This window comes from Xanthobacter sp. 126 (assembly GCF_000526175.1).
In the GTDB taxonomy this organism is placed as follows: Bacteria; Pseudomonadota; Alphaproteobacteria; order Rhizobiales; family Xanthobacteraceae; genus Xanthobacter; species Xanthobacter aminoxidans.
Genome location: NZ_JAFO01000001.1, coordinates 3,406,812 through 3,421,625, shown reverse-complemented (window position 1 = coordinate 3,421,625; position 14,814 = coordinate 3,406,812). Strand labels below are relative to the sequence as shown.

Sequence of the window (14,814 nt, the reverse complement as noted above, 5' to 3'; positions counted from 1 at the left end):
CATGCGCAAGATCGTTATTCTTCTCGTAGGGTGGTGCGCCACTTTCCGTCCGGCCTGAGGCCGTGGCGAATGAAGTGGCGCGTGACGAGGGGCCTTCGGGCCCCTTCGTCGTTTCTGAGCCGGGGCGCCGGCGCGGAATTTCAGGATCGAGCCGGGCTGCAGGCCGGGTGGAGACAAGGATAAAAGTCCGGCGAAGTGCGCCGGCCGGGACCGGATGGATCCCGCAGGGAGTTGCACCATGAGCAAGCAGATGACCGGCGCCGAGATGGTGATCCAGGCCTTCGCCGACCAGGGCGTCGAGCACATCTTTGGCTATCCGGGCGGCGCCGTGCTGCCGATCTACGATGCGCTGTTCCACCAGAACCACATCGAGCACATCCTGGTGCGGCACGAGCAGGCGGCGGTGCATTCGGCCGAGGGCTATGCGCGCTCCTCCGGCAAGGTCGGCGTGGTGCTCGTCACTTCCGGCCCCGGCGCCACCAATGCGGTCACCGGCCTCACCGACGCGCTGATGGATTCCATCCCGATCGTCTGCATCACCGGGCAGGTGGCCACCCACCTCATCGGCAACGACGCCTTCCAGGAATGCGACACGGTCGGCATCACCCGCCCCTGCACCAAGCACAATTACCTCGTGCGGGACGTGAACGACCTCGCGCGCGTGCTGCATGAGGCCTTCTATGTCGCCCAGAACGGCCGGCCCGGCCCGGTGGTGGTCGACATTCCGAAGGACGTGCAGTTCGCCACCGGCACCTATGTCGGCCGCGAGAACATCCAGCACAAGACCTACCGTCCGAAGCTCGACGCCGAGGCGCCGCAGATCGCGGCCGCGGTGGAGATGCTGGCCGGGGCGAAGAGGCCCATCTTCTACACCGGCGGCGGCGTCATCAATTCCGGTCCCGAGGCGAGCCGTATCCTGCGCGAGCTGGCGCGCCTCACCGGCGTGCCCGTCACCTCGACCCTCATGGGCCTCGGCGCCTTCCCGGCGGCCAACCGCCAGTGGCTGGGCATGCTGGGCATGCACGGCACCTATGAAGCCAACATGGCCATGCACGGCTGCGACGTGATGGTCTGCATCGGCGCGCGCTTCGACGACCGCATCACCGGCCGCCTCGATGCCTTCGCGCCGGGCTCCAAGAAGATCCACATCGACATCGACCCCTCGTCCATCAACAAGAACGTCAAGGTCGACCTGCCCATCATCGGCGACTGCACCCGCGTGCTCGCCGACATGCTCGCCGCCTGGAAGGCCCGCGACCTGTCCATCGACAAGGCGGCGCTGGATGGGTGGTGGACGCAGATCGACCGCTGGCGGGGGCGCAACTGCCTCGCCTATCGGCAGTCGGACGAGATCATCAAGCCGCAATATGCCATCGAGCGGCTCTACAATCTCACCAAGGACAAGGACGTCTACATCTCCACCGAGGTGGGCCAGCATCAGATGTGGGCGGCGCAGTTCTTCCGCTTCGAGGAGCCGAATCGCTGGATGACCTCCGGCGGCCTCGGCACCATGGGCTACGGCCTGCCCGCCGCCATCGGCGCGCAGAAGGCGCACCCCGACGCCCTGTGCATCGACATCGCCGGCGAAGCCTCCATCCTCATGAACATGCAGGAGATGTCGACCGCCGTGCAGTTCGACCTGCCGGTGAAGATCTTCATCCTGAACAACAAGTACATGGGCATGGTGCGCCAGTGGCAGGAACTGCTGCACGGCGCCCGCTACTCGCACTCCTACTCCGAGGCGCTGCCCGACTTCGTGAAGCTCGCCGACGCCTATGGCGGCGTGGGCATCCGTTGCGACAAGCCTTCGGATCTGGACGCCGCCATCGAGGAGATGATCGCCATCAAGCGGCCGGTGATCTTCGACTGCATCGTGGACCAGCAGGAAAACTGCTTCCCGATGATCCCCTCGGGCCGCGCCCACAACGAGATGATCCTCGGCGACATGGCCGTGGACCTCGACGAGGCCATCACCGACGAGGGCAAGATGCTGGTGTGAGGCGCAAGGCCGCCGGGCGGAACCGCCCGGCGCCTGACGGACCGCGACATACCCCTCACCTCCACCCTCTCCCGCTAGGAGAGAGGGAGCCTCTTCCCGGCGTCTTTACGCCTGTCCATCCGAGACACCCATGCCCAACTCTTCCGAGCCCATCGAGCGCCATACCCTCTCCGTCCTGGTCGACAACGAGCCGGGCGTGCTGGCGCGCGTCATCGGCCTGTTCTCCGGCCGCGGCTACAACATCGACAGCCTCACGGTGTCGGAGGTGAGCCATGAGGGGCACCTCTCGCGCATCACCATCGTCACCACCGGCACGCCCATGGTGATCGAGCAGATCAAGAACCAGCTCGACCGCCTCGTGCCCGTGCACCGGGTGCGCGACCTGACCGTGGAGGCCTCGGCGCTGGAGCGGGAGCTGGCCATGGTGAAGGTGCGCGGCGTGGGCGAGGCCCGCGGCGAGGCGCTCAGGCTTGCTGAAGCGTTCCGCGCCCGCGTCATCGATGCGACCCGCGAGAGCTTCGTGTTCGAGATCACCGGCAAGTCGGACAAGATCGACCAGTTCGCCTGGCTCATGGAGCCGCTCGGCCTGGTGGAGGTGGCGCGCACCGGCGTGGTGGCCATCTCCCGCGGCCCGGATGCCATGTGAAATGGGCCATGTGAGGACCGCGGCCTGACAATGTGACCGATCGGAAACAGGCGTTCACCGGCAGCGGTGCCGGGCGAAACGCCTGTTTCCATTTGCCGCGATCCGGTGCAAAGGAGCCGCGGCCATCCCCCAATTCGAGATAACGCCCATAAGGAGACCACGATGCGCGTTTATTACGACAGCGACGCCGACCTGAACCTGATCAAGGGCAAGAAGGTCGCCGTCATCGGTTATGGCAGCCAGGGCCATGCCCATGCGCTCAACATGCGCGACTCGGGCGTGAAGGATGTCATCATCGGCCTGCGTCCCGGCTCGGCCTCCGCCAAGAAGGCCGAGGCCGAGGGCTTCAAGGTGATGGCGCCCGCCGAAGCCGCCAAGATCGCCGACGTGGTGATGATGCTCACCCCCGACGAGCTGCAGGGCGACATCTATCGCGAGAGCCTCGCCGACAACATGAAGCACGGCGCGGCGCTGCTGTTCGCCCACGGCCTCAACGTGCACTTCAACCTCATCGAGCCCCGCAAGGACCTCGACGTGCTGATGGTCGCCCCCAAGGGCCCCGGCCACACCGTACGTTCCGAGTACCAGCGTGGCGGCGGCGTGCCGACCCTCATCGCCATCGCCCAGGACGCCTCGGGCAATGCCCATGACCTCGGCCTCTCCTACGCTTCCGCCATCGGCGGCGGCCGCGCCGGCGTCATCGAGACCACCTTCAAGGAAGAGTGCGAGACCGACCTCTTTGGCGAGCAGGTGGTGCTCTGCGGCGGCCTCGTGGAGCTGATCCGCGCCGGCTTCGAGACGCTGGTGGAAGCCGGCTACGCCCCCGAGATGGCCTATTTCGAGTGCCTCCACGAGGTGAAGCTGATCGTCGACCTCATCTATGAGGGCGGCATCGCCAACATGAACTACTCGATCTCCAACACCGCCGAATACGGCGAGTATGTCACCGGCCCCCGCATCATCACCGCCGAGACCAAGGCCGAGATGAAGCGCGTGCTGAACGACATCCAGTCCGGCAAGTTCACCCGCGACTGGATGCTGGAGAACAAGGTCAACCAGGCCTCCTTCAAGGCCACCCGCGCCCGCGTCAACGCCCATCCCATCGAGGAAGTGGGCGAGAAGCTGCGCGCCATGATGCCCTGGATCAAGGCCAAGGCCCTCGTGGACAAGTCCAAGAACTGAGAACGGGCGAGGAACGGAGTGTTGGCTAGGCCCGAGATATCCACATCGATCCACACAAAGTGGGGATGATGGGGATCTTGACATTGAGCGCCTAGCTGACGCAGTGCGCCTCGCTTAGGGTTCCTTTGCGATATGCAAAGGTAGTCCAATGGGCGAGACCGACGACCTCGAATGGGATGACAAAAAGGACGGGGCGAACCGCGATCTGCGTGGTTTGCCCCTTCCTCTCGCCGCGCGCCTGTTCGACGGACGGCCGCGCGTCGACGACGTTTCGCCGAAGTCGCCCGATGGCGAGGTGCGTTTCGAGACGTTGGCCGAATATGAGGGGCGTGTGCTATTCTGCGTGTGGAAGTGGAACGGCGAACGGCGCCGCATCATTTCCCTGAGGATCGCCCATCGGAGTGAACGCCGTGCCTACCAAGAAGCAATTGGAAGAGGCCGATCGTCTCGCAAAGACGGTTGATTGGGCGAAGTTCGACGCCATGAGCGACGAGGAAATCCGCGCGCATTGGGCGTGGGACAAGGACATGACCTGGCCTACCGACGAGGATCTCGCCGAGTTCGATCTCGTCATTCCCGCCAAGAGCCGCCGCAAGCCGCCCAAGGAGGCGGCGGAATAGGTCTCTCCCTCAAATAGGCTTCGTTGCCTATTTCGCTGCGCCTCGAGCGTCCTCGCCTTCCGCCGTGAACGCCATGAACCGCGCGATGCGCCAGAGGCCGTCGGGGTCGCGGCGGAGGATGTCCATGCCCTCGTCGCGCGAAAGCGCATTGCCGCCCGGCCGCTCGGTGAGCACCCAGGTGAGGCGCACCATGGCGAGGTCGCCGGACACCAGGATTTCGTGGATCTGGCAGACATAGGCGAGCTTGCCGGGCGATTTCGCCAGCGCCTTGGCGAGACGCGCGCAGACGGCGGCCTTGTCCCCCGCAGGGGCACCCTGCACATCGGATTTCAGATCGTCGGCGAACAGGTCGCAGGTGGCGGCGGCGTCGCCCCGGTTAAACGCCTCGGTCCAGGCGGCGAGGCGGGCGCGGATGGCGGCTTCGGCGGCGCGGTCCCCCGCCGAACGGTCCTCGGCATGGGCGAGGGGCGGCGCGAGGAGGAGAGCGAGGACAAGGACGGCGCGGCGCAGCATCTCGCAGGTCTCCGCGCCGGCGGGCGCAGAGCGACTAGAGCACCGCCGCCCGCCGGCCGGCAACCGTCAGTCCACAATGCGTGCCTGGATGGTGAGGATGTCCCAGGCCGGCGCCTCCGGCGGGTTGGCGTAGACGGTGGTGAAGCTGCCCACGGTCCCGTCCGGCGCGACCGTGTGGCGGGGTTGGTCGCCGATCTCCGCGCCATGCACCTCGATCAGGATGACGGGTGCGGTGGATGAGCCGTTGGCAATGGCGAGCCCGTCTCCGTCCTTGGGCGAGAAGGCATCCACCGCGCCCGCACCGAGGCGCCTCGACGCCGACCGCGCCACCGGCGGTACGCCGTCCGGCAGCGCAAGACGCTGGCGCACGACCTCGCCGCGCAGCACGCCGGCCAGTTTCCACACCGTCTGCTGGCTCACCGGCAGCGCGGCGCCGGGGGCGAGCACGGTGGCGATGACCGTGAAGCGGGTCATCTGGTCCGCATAGAGCTGGTATTGCCGGAACGGTGCGCCGTCGAGCCGGGCGAAGACCTCCGGCAGCCAATCGTCCTGCGCCACCAGCCGGCCCATGAGGTCGCGGCCGATCATCAGGATCTCGCGCGGATCGTCCGCCAGTTCCACCATGGACTGGATGTCCCAGCAAAAGCGACGCAGCGGCTCGGGCGGGGCGGCCGTCATCGTGCGGCCATCCCGAAGCAGGGGACCGCTGCACGTCGTGTGCTTTGCGACACGCCGGGCGTGCGCCCTCCACGTGAGAAACTTCGTTGGAAAAACAATGGCATGGCTAGACCCGTCCAAGGCACGTCGCGCGTTCGGATCGCGCGATGGCGAGCGACGCAAGAATAGGGCCGGGGACTGTCCGGGACGGGTGGATACGACGTGTCGCGCGATCGAGGATCGCATCAGTGTGCGCCTGCAATGATGCAATGCAAAAAATGTCGGGCGAAATTGTAAGGGAAAGGAAAAATGTTTTTTATCAGTTATTTATGCCGTAAAGTGCATTTCCAATTCTCCCCGTTGACAACCCATTTCGCGACAAATAGCCTTTTGTCCGACAAAGCCTCCTTTTGAGGATTTCCCGCCCACGATGGAACGGTTCGACCGCATCAAGGTCCCTTCCGCCTACGAGATGGTCGCCGAGGCCATCGAGGCCGAGATCGTGTCCGGCCGGCTGCGGCCGGGGGATGAGATCGGCACCGAGGCGGCGCTGGTGCGGCAGTTCGGGGTGAACCGCTCCACGGTGCGCGAGGGCATCCGCGTGCTGGAGCAGGGCGGCCTCGTGCGGCGGGAGGCGAGCCGCAAGCTATTCGTCTGCGAGCCGCGGGCCGGCGGCCTCTCCACCCGCATCAGCCGCGCGCTGGTGCTGCAGGACGTGACCTTTCGCGAATTGTTCGACACCGCCATGGTGCTGGAAGTGGGGTCGGTCGAAGGCGCGGTCGTCCATGCGGATGCGGACATGCTGGCGGCGCTGGAAGACAACCAGGAGCGCCTCGAGGCGGCGGTGAACAATCCCGTCGTCGTGGCCGAGCTGGATTCAGAATTTCACGCGCTCCTCGCCCGTGCCTGCGGCAACCGCGTACTGGAGATGGCGCGCGAGCCCGCTGCCTTGCTGTTCTTTCCCTCCACGGAGATGATCTGCCGGAGGGTGCCCGAGGGCGCCGGGCGCATGGCGCAGGCGCACCGCTTCATCATCGACGCCGTCAGGGCCCGAGACCTCGACCTTTCCCGCACCTGGATGCGCCGGCATCTGGTGGACTGGCGCAAGGGCTTCGTGCGCGCGGGCCGCGAGATCGACGAGCCAGTGGAGCGCATCTTCGCGCGCTACGCACTGAGCAAGTCGCAGGGTTGAAGTGAAGTAAAGCCAAGATGATCGCCGGAAAACCGGCGGCTTTGGAGGGACAGCCTTGGAATACGTCAACTCGGTCCCTGTGGCCGGGCGGCGCCCGTGCGCCAGTCCGCGGCCGGGGGAGGGCGCATGAACGCCGCACCAGCCCCCGCGGCAACGCCTGCGCCCGTCGCCGCGCATCTGGCGGTGGACGGCCTCGGCCTGTGGTTCGGCGGGCTCAGGGCGCTCACCGATGTGTCCTTCGAGGTGAAGAAGGGCACCATCACCGCCCTGATCGGCCCCAACGGTGCCGGCAAGACCTCGCTGTTCAACTGCATTTCCGGCTTCTACCGTCCGCGTGCCGGGGCGATCCGCCTCGACGGCGTGGACATCACCCGCACCCACCCGCCGGAGCGGGCGAAGGCGGGGCTGGCGCGTACCTTCCAGAACATCGCGCTCTTCAAGGGCATGACCGTGCTCGACAACATCAAGCTCGGCCGGCACGCCCACATGAAGACCAACCTGTTGCAGGCGCTGACCTATTGGGGCGCGGCCCGGGCCGAGGAGATGGAGCTGCGCGCCGAGGTGGAGCGGCAGATCATCGACTTCCTGGAAATCGACCACATCCGCAACAAGCCCGTCGCCTCCCTTTCCTACGGCCTCCAGAAGCGCGTCGAACTCGCCCGCGCGCTCGCCATGCGCCCGCGCCTCCTGATGCTGGACGAGCCCGTCGCCGGCATGAACCGGGAAGAGACCGAGGACATGGCCCGCTTCATCCTCGACGTGAAGGAGGAGTGGGGCATCTCCATCCTCATGGTAGAGCACGACATGGCGATGGTGATGGACATCTCCGACCATGTGGTGGTGCTGAATTTCGGCAAGGTCATCGCGCAGGGCCTGCCGGCCGAGGTGCAGGGCAATCCGGAAGTCGCCGCCGCCTATCTCGGCTCGGGCGATCCGGCTGAACTGATGCGGCGTCTCTCGGGCGTGGGGGAGGCGGCCTGATGGATTGGCTCTTCTTCACCGAGGTGACTTTGGCCGGCCTCGGCTCCGGCGCGTTGCTGTCGCTGACGGCCCTCTCCTTCGTTCTGATCTACAAGGCGACGCGCGTCATCAATCTCGCGGTGGGCGAGATCTTGATGCTGGGCGGCTATCTCTTCTTCGCCTTCGTCACCGCTTTCGGTCTCGCCACCTGGCTCGCCATTCCGCTCGCCATCGCCGGCGGCGCCTTGTTCGGCTTCGTGGTGGAGCGCACGCTCATCCGGCCCATGCTGGGGGAAAGCTCCATCTCCGTGCTGATGCTGACCGTGGGGCTCGGGTCCGTGCTCATCGGTGCCACGGAACTGATCTGGAACACCGATCCGCGCGCGCTGCCGGACTTCATGGGGCAGGCGCCGGTGTTCATCGGCGAGGCCTATGTCTCGCGCAAAATCGCCATCGGCTTCGTGGTGTCGGCGCTGGTCATCGCCTTGTTCCTGCTGCTGTTCCGCTTCTGGCGCGGCGGCGTCGCTTTGCGCGCCACGGCGACCGACCAGGCGGCGGCCTATTCCTGCGGCATCAACGTGCCGGCGGTGTTCTCGCTGGCCTGGATGGTGGCCTGCGCCACCGCCGCCGGGGCGGGGCTGCTGGTGGGGGCCATCGGCGGCATCTCGCCCACCATGGGCGTGTTCGGCCTCTCGGCGCTGGTGGTGGTCATCATCGGCGGGCTGGACAGCGTGCTCGGCGCGCTCGTCGGCGGCATCCTCATCGGCCTCGTGGAGGCCTGGGCCGGCACCTTCCTCGGCGGCGAGTACAAGCTCGTCACCACCTTCTCCATCCTCATCGCGGCGCTGATGATCCGGCCCTACGGCCTGTTCGGCACCGTGGAGATCGAGCGGCTCTGATGCGCATCGCAACCGCCAAGGAAACCTACATCGCCGACGAGGGCCTGCTCGTCACCTCGACGCAGCGGGCGTGGATGGGCGTGCTCCTCGCGATGCTGGTGCTCGCACCCTTCGTGCTCAACCAATACTGGCTTTATCTGGCCTGCCTCGTCGCCATCAACGTGGCGAGCGCCACGGGGCTGAACATCCTCACCGGCTTCACCGGGCTCGTCAGCCTCGGGCAGGCGGCCTTCATGGCGGTGGGGGCCTATACGGTCGCCTTCTTCGAGGGGCAGGTGGGCACGCCCTTCCTCCTCAACATCCTCGCCGCCGGCCTGGTGTCTGCGCTGGTGGGCGTGCTGGTGGGCATCCCGAGCCTGCGCGTGAAGGGGCTTTATCTTGCCATCGCCACCATCGCAGCCTCGGTGATCCTGCATTTCGTCTTCACCCATTGGGTCTTTGTGACGGGCGGTGTGCGCGGCATCAATGTCGCGCCGGCACGCTTGTTCGGGTTGGAACTGGCGAGCCCGTTCGCGCTCTATTTCCTCATCGTGCCCATCACCTGCCTGATGGTGCTGGGCGCGGCGAACCTGTTCCGCACCCGCATCGGCCGCGCCTTCATCGCCATCCGCGACCGGGACATCTCGGCCGAGGTGCTGGGCATCCCGCTGCTCCGCTACAAGCTCATGAGCTTCGCGCTCTCGTCCTTCTACGCGGGCGTGGCGGGCGGCATGTGGGCCTATTTCTTCCGCGTGGTGACGCCGGAAAGCTTCCCCTTCGCCACCTCCATCTTCTTCCTCGCGGCGGTGATCGTGGGCGGGCTCGGCACCATCATCGGCTCGGTGCTGGGCGCGGCCTTCATGACGCTGATGCCGGAGATGCTGAAATACGTGGTGGACTGGCTCGCACCCATCTTCCCCAATGCGGGGGCGGCGCTCTCGCCGGTGCGCACCATCGTGTTCGGCGCACTCATCATCCTGTTCCTCGTCTTCGAGCCGCATGGATTGGCGGAAATGGTGCGCCGTGCCCGCCGTTTCTTCCATCTGTGGCCGTTCCGCACATGACACAAGAAAAGACCAAGTAAAAATATCCAAGGGAGAAAACGCCAATGACCAGTCTCAACAGACGCCAGATCATGGGCCTCGCCGCCAGCGCCGGCCTTGCCTCCGCCTTTCCCGGCTTCACCGCTTATGCGCAGGAGAAGGAGATCGTCATCGGCGGGTCCATCCCCCTCACCGGCGTGTTCGCCTTCGCCGGCGTGGCCATCGAGGCGGGGATGTCGGACTACGTGAAGCTCACCAACGAGGCGGGCGGCATCGCCGGGCGCAAGCTACGCCTCGCCTATGAGGACACCGCCTACAAGGTGGATACCTCGGTGGCGGTGTTCAACAAGCTCACCACCCAGAACGACATCCATCTCTACTATGGCGACAGTACCGGCTTCGCCAAGACCATCAATGAGGAGCTGAACCGCCGCGGCAGCATCCTCATGGCCGGCGCGTCCTTCGGCAGCGAGCTGAACAATTCCGAGAAGTATCCGTTCCAGTTCATGGCAGGACCGGACTATGTGGAGATGTTCGCTATCCTGCTCGAATACATCGCCAAGGCGCAGCCGGGCGCGAAGCTCGTCTTCGTGAATTCGGACACCGAGTTCGGCCGTGACCCCATCGAGGCGAGCGTGAAGCGGGCGAAGGAGATGGGCCTCGACGTGGTGGCGCAGATCGTCACCCCGCCCACCGCGGTGGACGTGTCCACCGAGGTGCTGAAGCTGCGCCGCGCCAATCCGGACTTCACCATCTTCCACGGCTACGTGCTGGCGCCGCTGCCGGAATTCATGTCGCAGGCCAAGCAGCTCGGGCTGAAGACCAAGTTCATGGGCACCTTCTGGTCCATGGACAACTCGCTCTGGGCCAATGTGGGCGCGCCGGCGGACGGCTTCATGGGCGTGATGCCGTATCGCTATTATTACGACACCTCGCCCGACGCGCCGATCCTCGAAAAGATCCGCAAGCTGCGCCCCACCTATCAGGCGACGGGCTACATGCAGGGCTTCCTCACCGCCATGCTCATGGGCGAGGCGGCCAAGCGCACGCTGGCGGCCGGCAAGGAGCTGAACGGCAAGACCCTCAAGGCCGCGCTCAACTCCATCAAGGACTTCGACACGGGCGGCATCATCGGCGTGCCGATCTCGGTGCCCGGAAATTCTGTCCCCGTCGGCCGCATCTACCAGTTCAACGCCGCCGACAAGCAGATGAAGCCGGCGTCCGACTGGATCAGCCTGAAGAAATGATTGATATGACCGCGCACGCCATACTCGACATCTCCAACATCGAGGTCGTCTACAACAAGACGATCCAGGTGCTGCGCGGCCTGTCGCTGAAGGTGGAGGCCGGAAAGGTGGTGGCGCTGCTGGGCTCCAACGGCGCCGGCAAGTCCACCACCCTCAAGGCAATCTCCGGCCTTCTCGCGCTGGAAGACGGCGACGTCACCTCCGGCGCCATCACCTTCGACGGCGCGCCGAGCGGCGCGCTGAAGCCGCACGACCTCGTGCGCCGCGGCCTGTTCCACGTGATGGAGGGGCGGCGCATCTTCGAGGATCTCTCGGTGGAGGAAAACCTCGTCGCCGCCACCTATGCGCTCACCGGGCGCAGGGCCAGTTCCGGCAAGGCGTCCTCGTCCTTCGATGCGGTCTACGAGTATTTTCCCCGCCTTCACGAGCGCCGCAACGGCCGTGCGGGCTATCTCTCCGGCGGCGAGCAGCAGATGCTGGCCATCGGCCGCGCGCTGGTGGCGGAGCCGAAGCTGATCCTGCTGGACGAGCCCTCCCTCGGGCTTTCGCCCAAGCTGGTGGAGGAGATCTTCACCATCATCGCCCGCATCAATCGCGAGCGGGGCGTCTCCATGCTGCTGGTGGAGCAGAACGCGGCGGTGGCCCTCGCCGTCTCGCACTACGGCTACATCATGGAGACCGGCAAGATCGTGCTGGACGGCCCCACCGAGCGGCTGATGGCGGACCAGGACGTGCGCGAGTTCTACCTCGGCATGGCCGGGGAGGCGGGGGCGAAGAGCTACCGCGACATCAAGCATTACAAGCGCCGCAAGCGCTGGCTTTCATGAGCGCGCGACCATGACCGCACCCACCTTCCCCGACCTCACCCTGCCGCAGATGTTGCGCCTCAACGCGGAGCGCGTGGGCGCGCGTACCGCCATCCGCCAGAAGGATTTCGGCATCTGGAATCCGGTGTCGTGGCAGGCCTATTTCGAGCGCGCGGCGCTTGCCGGCCACGGTCTCCGAGCGCTCGGCCTGCCCGAGGGCGGGCATGTGGCGGTGCTCTCGGAAAACCGCATCGAATGGGTGCTGACGCAACTCGGCGCCGGCCTCCTCGGCGCGGTCACGGTGGGCGTCTATCCCACCAGCCCGGCCAATGAGGTGGCCTATGTGCTCGGCCATGCGGAGGCGGAGATCGTCGTCTGCGAGGACCAGGAGCAGGTGGACAAGGTGCTGGAGCGGCGGGCGGAACTGCCGAAGCTCCGGCGCATCGTGGTGGTGGAGAAGAAGGGCCTGCGCACCTATGCGGGCGGCGAAGTCATCGCCTTCGACGCGATGATCGAGATGGGTGCTGCCCACCGCGCCGCGCACCCCGGCCTCATCGAGGAAGCGCTGGCGCGTCAGTCCCTCTCCGATGTGGCGCTGATGATCTACACCTCGGGCTCCACCGGAAAGCCCAAGGGGGCGATGCTCACCTATCGCAACCTGCGCGCCGAGGCGATCGCGCTGTCCGAGCGGCTGGGGCTCGACGAGACGACAACACACGTCTCCTATTTGCCGCTCTGCCATGTGGCCGAGCAGATGCTCACCACCATGGCGCCCATCTATCTCGGCTCGCAGGTGAATTTCGGCGAAAGCATCCGCACCATCCAGGAGGATCTGCGGGAGGTCGCGCCCTCCATGTTCCTCGGCGTGCCGCGCATCTGGGAGAAGCTGGCTGCCTCCATCACCATCAAGATGATGGAAGCCGGAGGCCTGCGCCGAAAGCTCTACGAGCGCCTCGTGAAGGCGTGCGAGCCGTTCGCCGAGAAGCACCCGTCGAAGCGCTCGCTGAAGGAGCGGGCGCTCTTCTTCGTTGCCTACCTGCTTTTCTTCCGGGCGCTGCAGAACTTCATCGGCCTCAGGCGCGCGAAGGTTGCGATGACCGGCGCGGCGCCCATCTCGCCCAACATCGTGCGCTTCTTCCGCACGCTCGGTGTGCCTCTTGTGGAAGTCTACGGCGCCACCGAGACCACCGGTATGTGCACCGGCCAGCGCCTCACCGATCTCCGCCCCGGCTGCGTCGGTCCGGCCGCGGAGGGCGTGGAGGTGAAGCTCGGCCCGCACAAGGAACTCATGGTGAAGGGCGACCTCGTCTTCGCCGGCTATTACCGCAACGAGGAGGCGACGGCCGCCGCGCTTCGCGACGGCTGGCTGCACACCGGCGACGTGGTGGAGATGGTGGGCGATCAGGTGAAGATCGTGGATCGCCTCAAGGACATCATGATTACGGCGGGCGGCAAGAATTTGAGCCCATCGGAGATCGAGAACGTCGCGAAGTCCAGCGTCTTCATCAAGGAATGCATCGTCATCGGCGAGGCACGCAAATATGTCTCCGCGCTCATCCAGATCGATTTCGAGACGGTGGGCAAATGGGCGGAGGAGAAGTCGCTCGCCTACACCAATTTCCGCAATCTCGTCGAAAACCCGCAGGTTCGCGCGCTGATCGAGGGCGAGGTCGCCAAGGCCAATGCGGAGCTGGCGCAGGTCTCCCACATCCGCCGTTTCCACCTCCTCACCAAGGAGCTGGACCACGACGACGATGAGGTGACGGCGACCATGAAGATCCGCCGTTCCAACATCCAGAAGAAATACGCCACCGAGATCGAAGGCCTCTACGCCTGAGCGGCGCGGCTGCAAGGACCCTCCATGCCAGACGCCTATATCTTCGACCACGTGCGCACCCCGCGCGGCCGCGGCAAGCCGGATGGTGCGCTGCATGCGGCAACGCCCGTGCATCTCGCCGCCACCGTGCTTTCCGCCCTGCGCGACCGCAGCGCCCTCGATACGGCGGTTGTGAGCGACATCGTGATGGGCGTCGTCATGCCCATCGGTGAGCAGGGCCAGTGCCTGCCGCGCATCGCCGCGCTGCGCGCGGGCTATGACGACGAGGTGGCGGGCGTTCAGATCAATCGCTTCTGCGGCTCCGGGCTGGAGGCGGTCAACATGGCCTCCGCCAAGGTGATGGCCGGGCAGGCGGACATGGTTATTGGCGCGGGTTGTGAAAGCATGTCGCGCATTCCCATCCTCTCGGACGGCGGGGCGTGGAGCCAGGACCCGGACGTGGCCTTTGCCACCCGTTTCGTGCCGCAGGGCATCAGCGCCGATCTCATCGCCACGAAATGGGGCTATGACCGCGCCGCCGTGGATGCCTTCGCCGTGGAGAGCCATCACCGCGCCGCGCGGGCGTGGGCGGAGGGCCGCTTCGCCCGCTCCATCGTGCCCGTCACCGACGCTATCGGCGAGGTGATGCTGGATCGCGATGAGACGGTGCGCGGCAATTCCAGCATGGACGATCTCGCCCGCCTCAAGCCCGCCTTCGCGGCCATGGGGGCGGACCCCGGCTTCGACGCCATCGCGCGCCTGCGCTATCCCGAAGTCGGCGAGATCGCCCATGTCCACCACGCCGGCAATTCCTCCGGCATCGTGGACGGAGCGGCGGCCGTGCTCATTGGCACGCGGGAGGCCGGGGCGGCGGCGGGCCTGAGGCCGCGCGCGCGCATCCGCGCCTTCGCGGAGATCGGCTCGGAACCCACCATCATGCTCACCGCCCCCTCCTTCGCCGCCGAGAAGGCGTTGAAGCGCGCGGGCATGAGCGCCGCCGACATCGACCTTTACGAGATCAACGAGGCCTTCGCCGCCGTGGCGCTGCGCTTCATCGACGCTTTGGGGCTCGACCCCGCGCAGGTGAACGTCAACGGCGGGGCCATCGCCATGGGCCACCCGCTGGGTGCCACCGGAGCCATGATCCTCGGCACCGTGCTCGACGAACTGGAGCGGACGGGGAAGGCCACGGCGCTCGCCACCCTGTGCATCGGCGCCGGGATGGGCGTCGCAACCATCATCGAGCGGGTCTGAG

The 14,814-nt window shown here is 66.2% G+C and carries 15 protein-coding genes; 13 read left to right on the top strand and 2 right to left on the bottom strand.

Features of this window, described 5'->3' with window-relative positions; all coding sequences use genetic code 11:
* Positions 1-238: 238 nt before the first annotated feature.
* The 5 genes from XAN126_RS0116285 (at position 239) to XAN126_RS28750 (ending at position 4,447) form a co-directional block, all read left to right on the top strand.
* Entirely contained in the window at positions 239-1,999 is a 1,761-nt protein-coding gene (locus XAN126_RS0116285; RefSeq protein ID WP_024279651.1) for an acetolactate synthase 3 large subunit, read from the top strand.
* Positions 2,000-2,129: 130 nt separating this feature from the next.
* Entirely contained in the window at positions 2,130-2,645 is a 516-nt protein-coding gene (gene ilvN, locus XAN126_RS0116280; RefSeq protein ID WP_024279650.1) for an acetolactate synthase small subunit, read from the top strand.
* A 162-nt stretch (positions 2,646-2,807) separates the two neighbouring features.
* Positions 2,808-3,827: a ketol-acid reductoisomerase gene (gene ilvC / locus XAN126_RS0116275; RefSeq protein WP_024279649.1), complete on the top strand. Its 1,020-nt coding sequence runs from the start codon at positions 2,808-2,810 to the stop codon at positions 3,825-3,827.
* A gap of 148 nt (positions 3,828-3,975) precedes the next feature.
* Positions 3,976-4,290 carry a BrnT family toxin gene (locus XAN126_RS27865; protein WP_081762668.1) on the top strand — a complete coding sequence of 105 codons (315 nt, stop codon included), beginning with the start codon at positions 3,976-3,978 and terminating at the stop codon, positions 4,288-4,290.
* A gap of 19 nt (positions 4,291-4,309) precedes the next feature.
* A complete protein-coding gene (locus XAN126_RS28750) occupies positions 4,310-4,447 on the top strand; it encodes a hypothetical protein (protein WP_197024048.1) in 138 nt (45 codons plus the stop codon).
* A 27-nt stretch (positions 4,448-4,474) separates the two neighbouring features.
* On the opposite strand, the gene XAN126_RS26445 is transcribed toward XAN126_RS28750, so the two are convergent.
* On the bottom strand, positions 4,475-4,960 hold the full coding sequence (locus tag XAN126_RS26445) for a nuclear transport factor 2 family protein (RefSeq protein WP_024279647.1): 486 nt from the start codon (positions 4,958-4,960) through the stop codon (positions 4,475-4,477).
* A gap of 66 nt (positions 4,961-5,026) precedes the next feature.
* Positions 5,027-5,638 (bottom strand): hypothetical protein, encoded by a 612-nt coding sequence (locus XAN126_RS0116260; RefSeq protein WP_024279646.1) that lies wholly within the window; start codon positions 5,636-5,638, stop codon positions 5,027-5,029.
* A 409-nt stretch (positions 5,639-6,047) separates the two neighbouring features.
* On the opposite strand from XAN126_RS0116260, the gene XAN126_RS0116255 reads away from it, so the two are divergent.
* The 8 genes from XAN126_RS0116255 to XAN126_RS0116220 all read left to right on the top strand — a co-directional run bounded on the left by XAN126_RS0116255 (position 6,048) and on the right by XAN126_RS0116220 (position 14,813).
* Complete coding sequence (locus XAN126_RS0116255; protein ID WP_024279645.1) at positions 6,048-6,809, top strand: FCD domain-containing protein; 762 nt, start codon at positions 6,048-6,050, stop codon at positions 6,807-6,809.
* Between the two features lie 126 nt (positions 6,810-6,935).
* A complete protein-coding gene (locus XAN126_RS0116250; RefSeq protein WP_024279644.1) occupies positions 6,936-7,790 on the top strand; it encodes an ABC transporter ATP-binding protein in 855 nt (284 codons plus the stop codon).
* On the top strand, positions 7,790-8,668 hold the full coding sequence (locus tag XAN126_RS0116245; RefSeq protein ID WP_029557956.1) for a branched-chain amino acid ABC transporter permease: 879 nt from the start codon (positions 7,790-7,792) through the stop codon (positions 8,666-8,668). The genes XAN126_RS0116250 and XAN126_RS0116245 overlap by 1 nt, the downstream gene beginning before the upstream one ends.
* Positions 8,668-9,711: a branched-chain amino acid ABC transporter permease gene (locus XAN126_RS0116240; RefSeq protein ID WP_024279642.1), complete on the top strand. Its 1,044-nt coding sequence runs from the start codon at positions 8,668-8,670 to the stop codon at positions 9,709-9,711. Before XAN126_RS0116245 ends, XAN126_RS0116240 begins: the two co-directional genes overlap by 1 nt.
* Positions 9,712-9,755: 44 nt before the next feature.
* The gene (locus tag XAN126_RS0116235) at positions 9,756-10,937 is read left to right on the top strand and encodes an ABC transporter substrate-binding protein (RefSeq protein ID WP_024279641.1); all 1,182 of its coding nucleotides are present in this window, start codon (positions 9,756-9,758) and stop codon (positions 10,935-10,937) included.
* A gap of 5 nt (positions 10,938-10,942) precedes the next feature.
* Positions 10,943-11,764 (top strand): ABC transporter ATP-binding protein, encoded by an 822-nt coding sequence (locus tag XAN126_RS0116230; protein ID WP_024279640.1) that lies wholly within the window; start codon positions 10,943-10,945, stop codon positions 11,762-11,764.
* A gap of 10 nt (positions 11,765-11,774) precedes the next feature.
* Positions 11,775-13,580: an AMP-binding protein gene (locus XAN126_RS0116225; RefSeq protein WP_024279639.1), complete on the top strand. Its 1,806-nt coding sequence runs from the start codon at positions 11,775-11,777 to the stop codon at positions 13,578-13,580.
* 24 nt (positions 13,581-13,604) lie between these two features.
* Complete coding sequence (locus tag XAN126_RS0116220) at positions 13,605-14,813, top strand: acetyl-CoA C-acetyltransferase (RefSeq protein ID WP_024279638.1); 1,209 nt, start codon at positions 13,605-13,607, stop codon at positions 14,811-14,813.
* The last annotated feature ends 1 nt before the right edge of the window (position 14,814 follow it).

Coding starts and splice junctions, on each gene's coding strand:
- XAN126_RS0116255 (WP_024279645.1), top strand. CDS start 6,048: ATGGAACGGTTCGACCGCATCAAGGTCCCTTCCGCCTACGAGATGGTC.
- XAN126_RS27865 (WP_081762668.1), top strand. CDS start 3,976: ATGGGCGAGACCGACGACCTCGAATGGGATGACAAAAAGGACGGGGCG.
- XAN126_RS0116230 (WP_024279640.1), top strand. CDS start 10,943: ATGACCGCGCACGCCATACTCGACATCTCCAACATCGAGGTCGTCTAC.
- XAN126_RS0116220 (WP_024279638.1), top strand. CDS start 13,605: ATGCCAGACGCCTATATCTTCGACCACGTGCGCACCCCGCGCGGCCGC.
- ilvN (WP_024279650.1), top strand. CDS start 2,130: ATGCCCAACTCTTCCGAGCCCATCGAGCGCCATACCCTCTCCGTCCTG.
- XAN126_RS0116260 (WP_024279646.1), bottom strand. CDS start 5,638: ATGACGGCCGCCCCGCCCGAGCCGCTGCGTCGCTTTTGCTGGGACATC.
- ilvC (WP_024279649.1), top strand. CDS start 2,808: ATGCGCGTTTATTACGACAGCGACGCCGACCTGAACCTGATCAAGGGC.
- XAN126_RS0116235 (WP_024279641.1), top strand. CDS start 9,756: ATGACCAGTCTCAACAGACGCCAGATCATGGGCCTCGCCGCCAGCGCC.
- XAN126_RS0116245 (WP_029557956.1), top strand. CDS start 7,790: ATGGATTGGCTCTTCTTCACCGAGGTGACTTTGGCCGGCCTCGGCTCC.
- XAN126_RS0116240 (WP_024279642.1), top strand. CDS start 8,668: ATGCGCATCGCAACCGCCAAGGAAACCTACATCGCCGACGAGGGCCTG.
- XAN126_RS26445 (WP_024279647.1), bottom strand. CDS start 4,960: ATGCTGCGCCGCGCCGTCCTTGTCCTCGCTCTCCTCCTCGCGCCGCCC.
- XAN126_RS0116285 (WP_024279651.1), top strand. CDS start 239: ATGAGCAAGCAGATGACCGGCGCCGAGATGGTGATCCAGGCCTTCGCC.
- XAN126_RS0116250 (WP_024279644.1), top strand. CDS start 6,936: ATGAACGCCGCACCAGCCCCCGCGGCAACGCCTGCGCCCGTCGCCGCG.
- XAN126_RS0116225 (WP_024279639.1), top strand. CDS start 11,775: ATGACCGCACCCACCTTCCCCGACCTCACCCTGCCGCAGATGTTGCGC.
- XAN126_RS28750 (WP_197024048.1), top strand. CDS start 4,310: ATGAGCGACGAGGAAATCCGCGCGCATTGGGCGTGGGACAAGGACATG.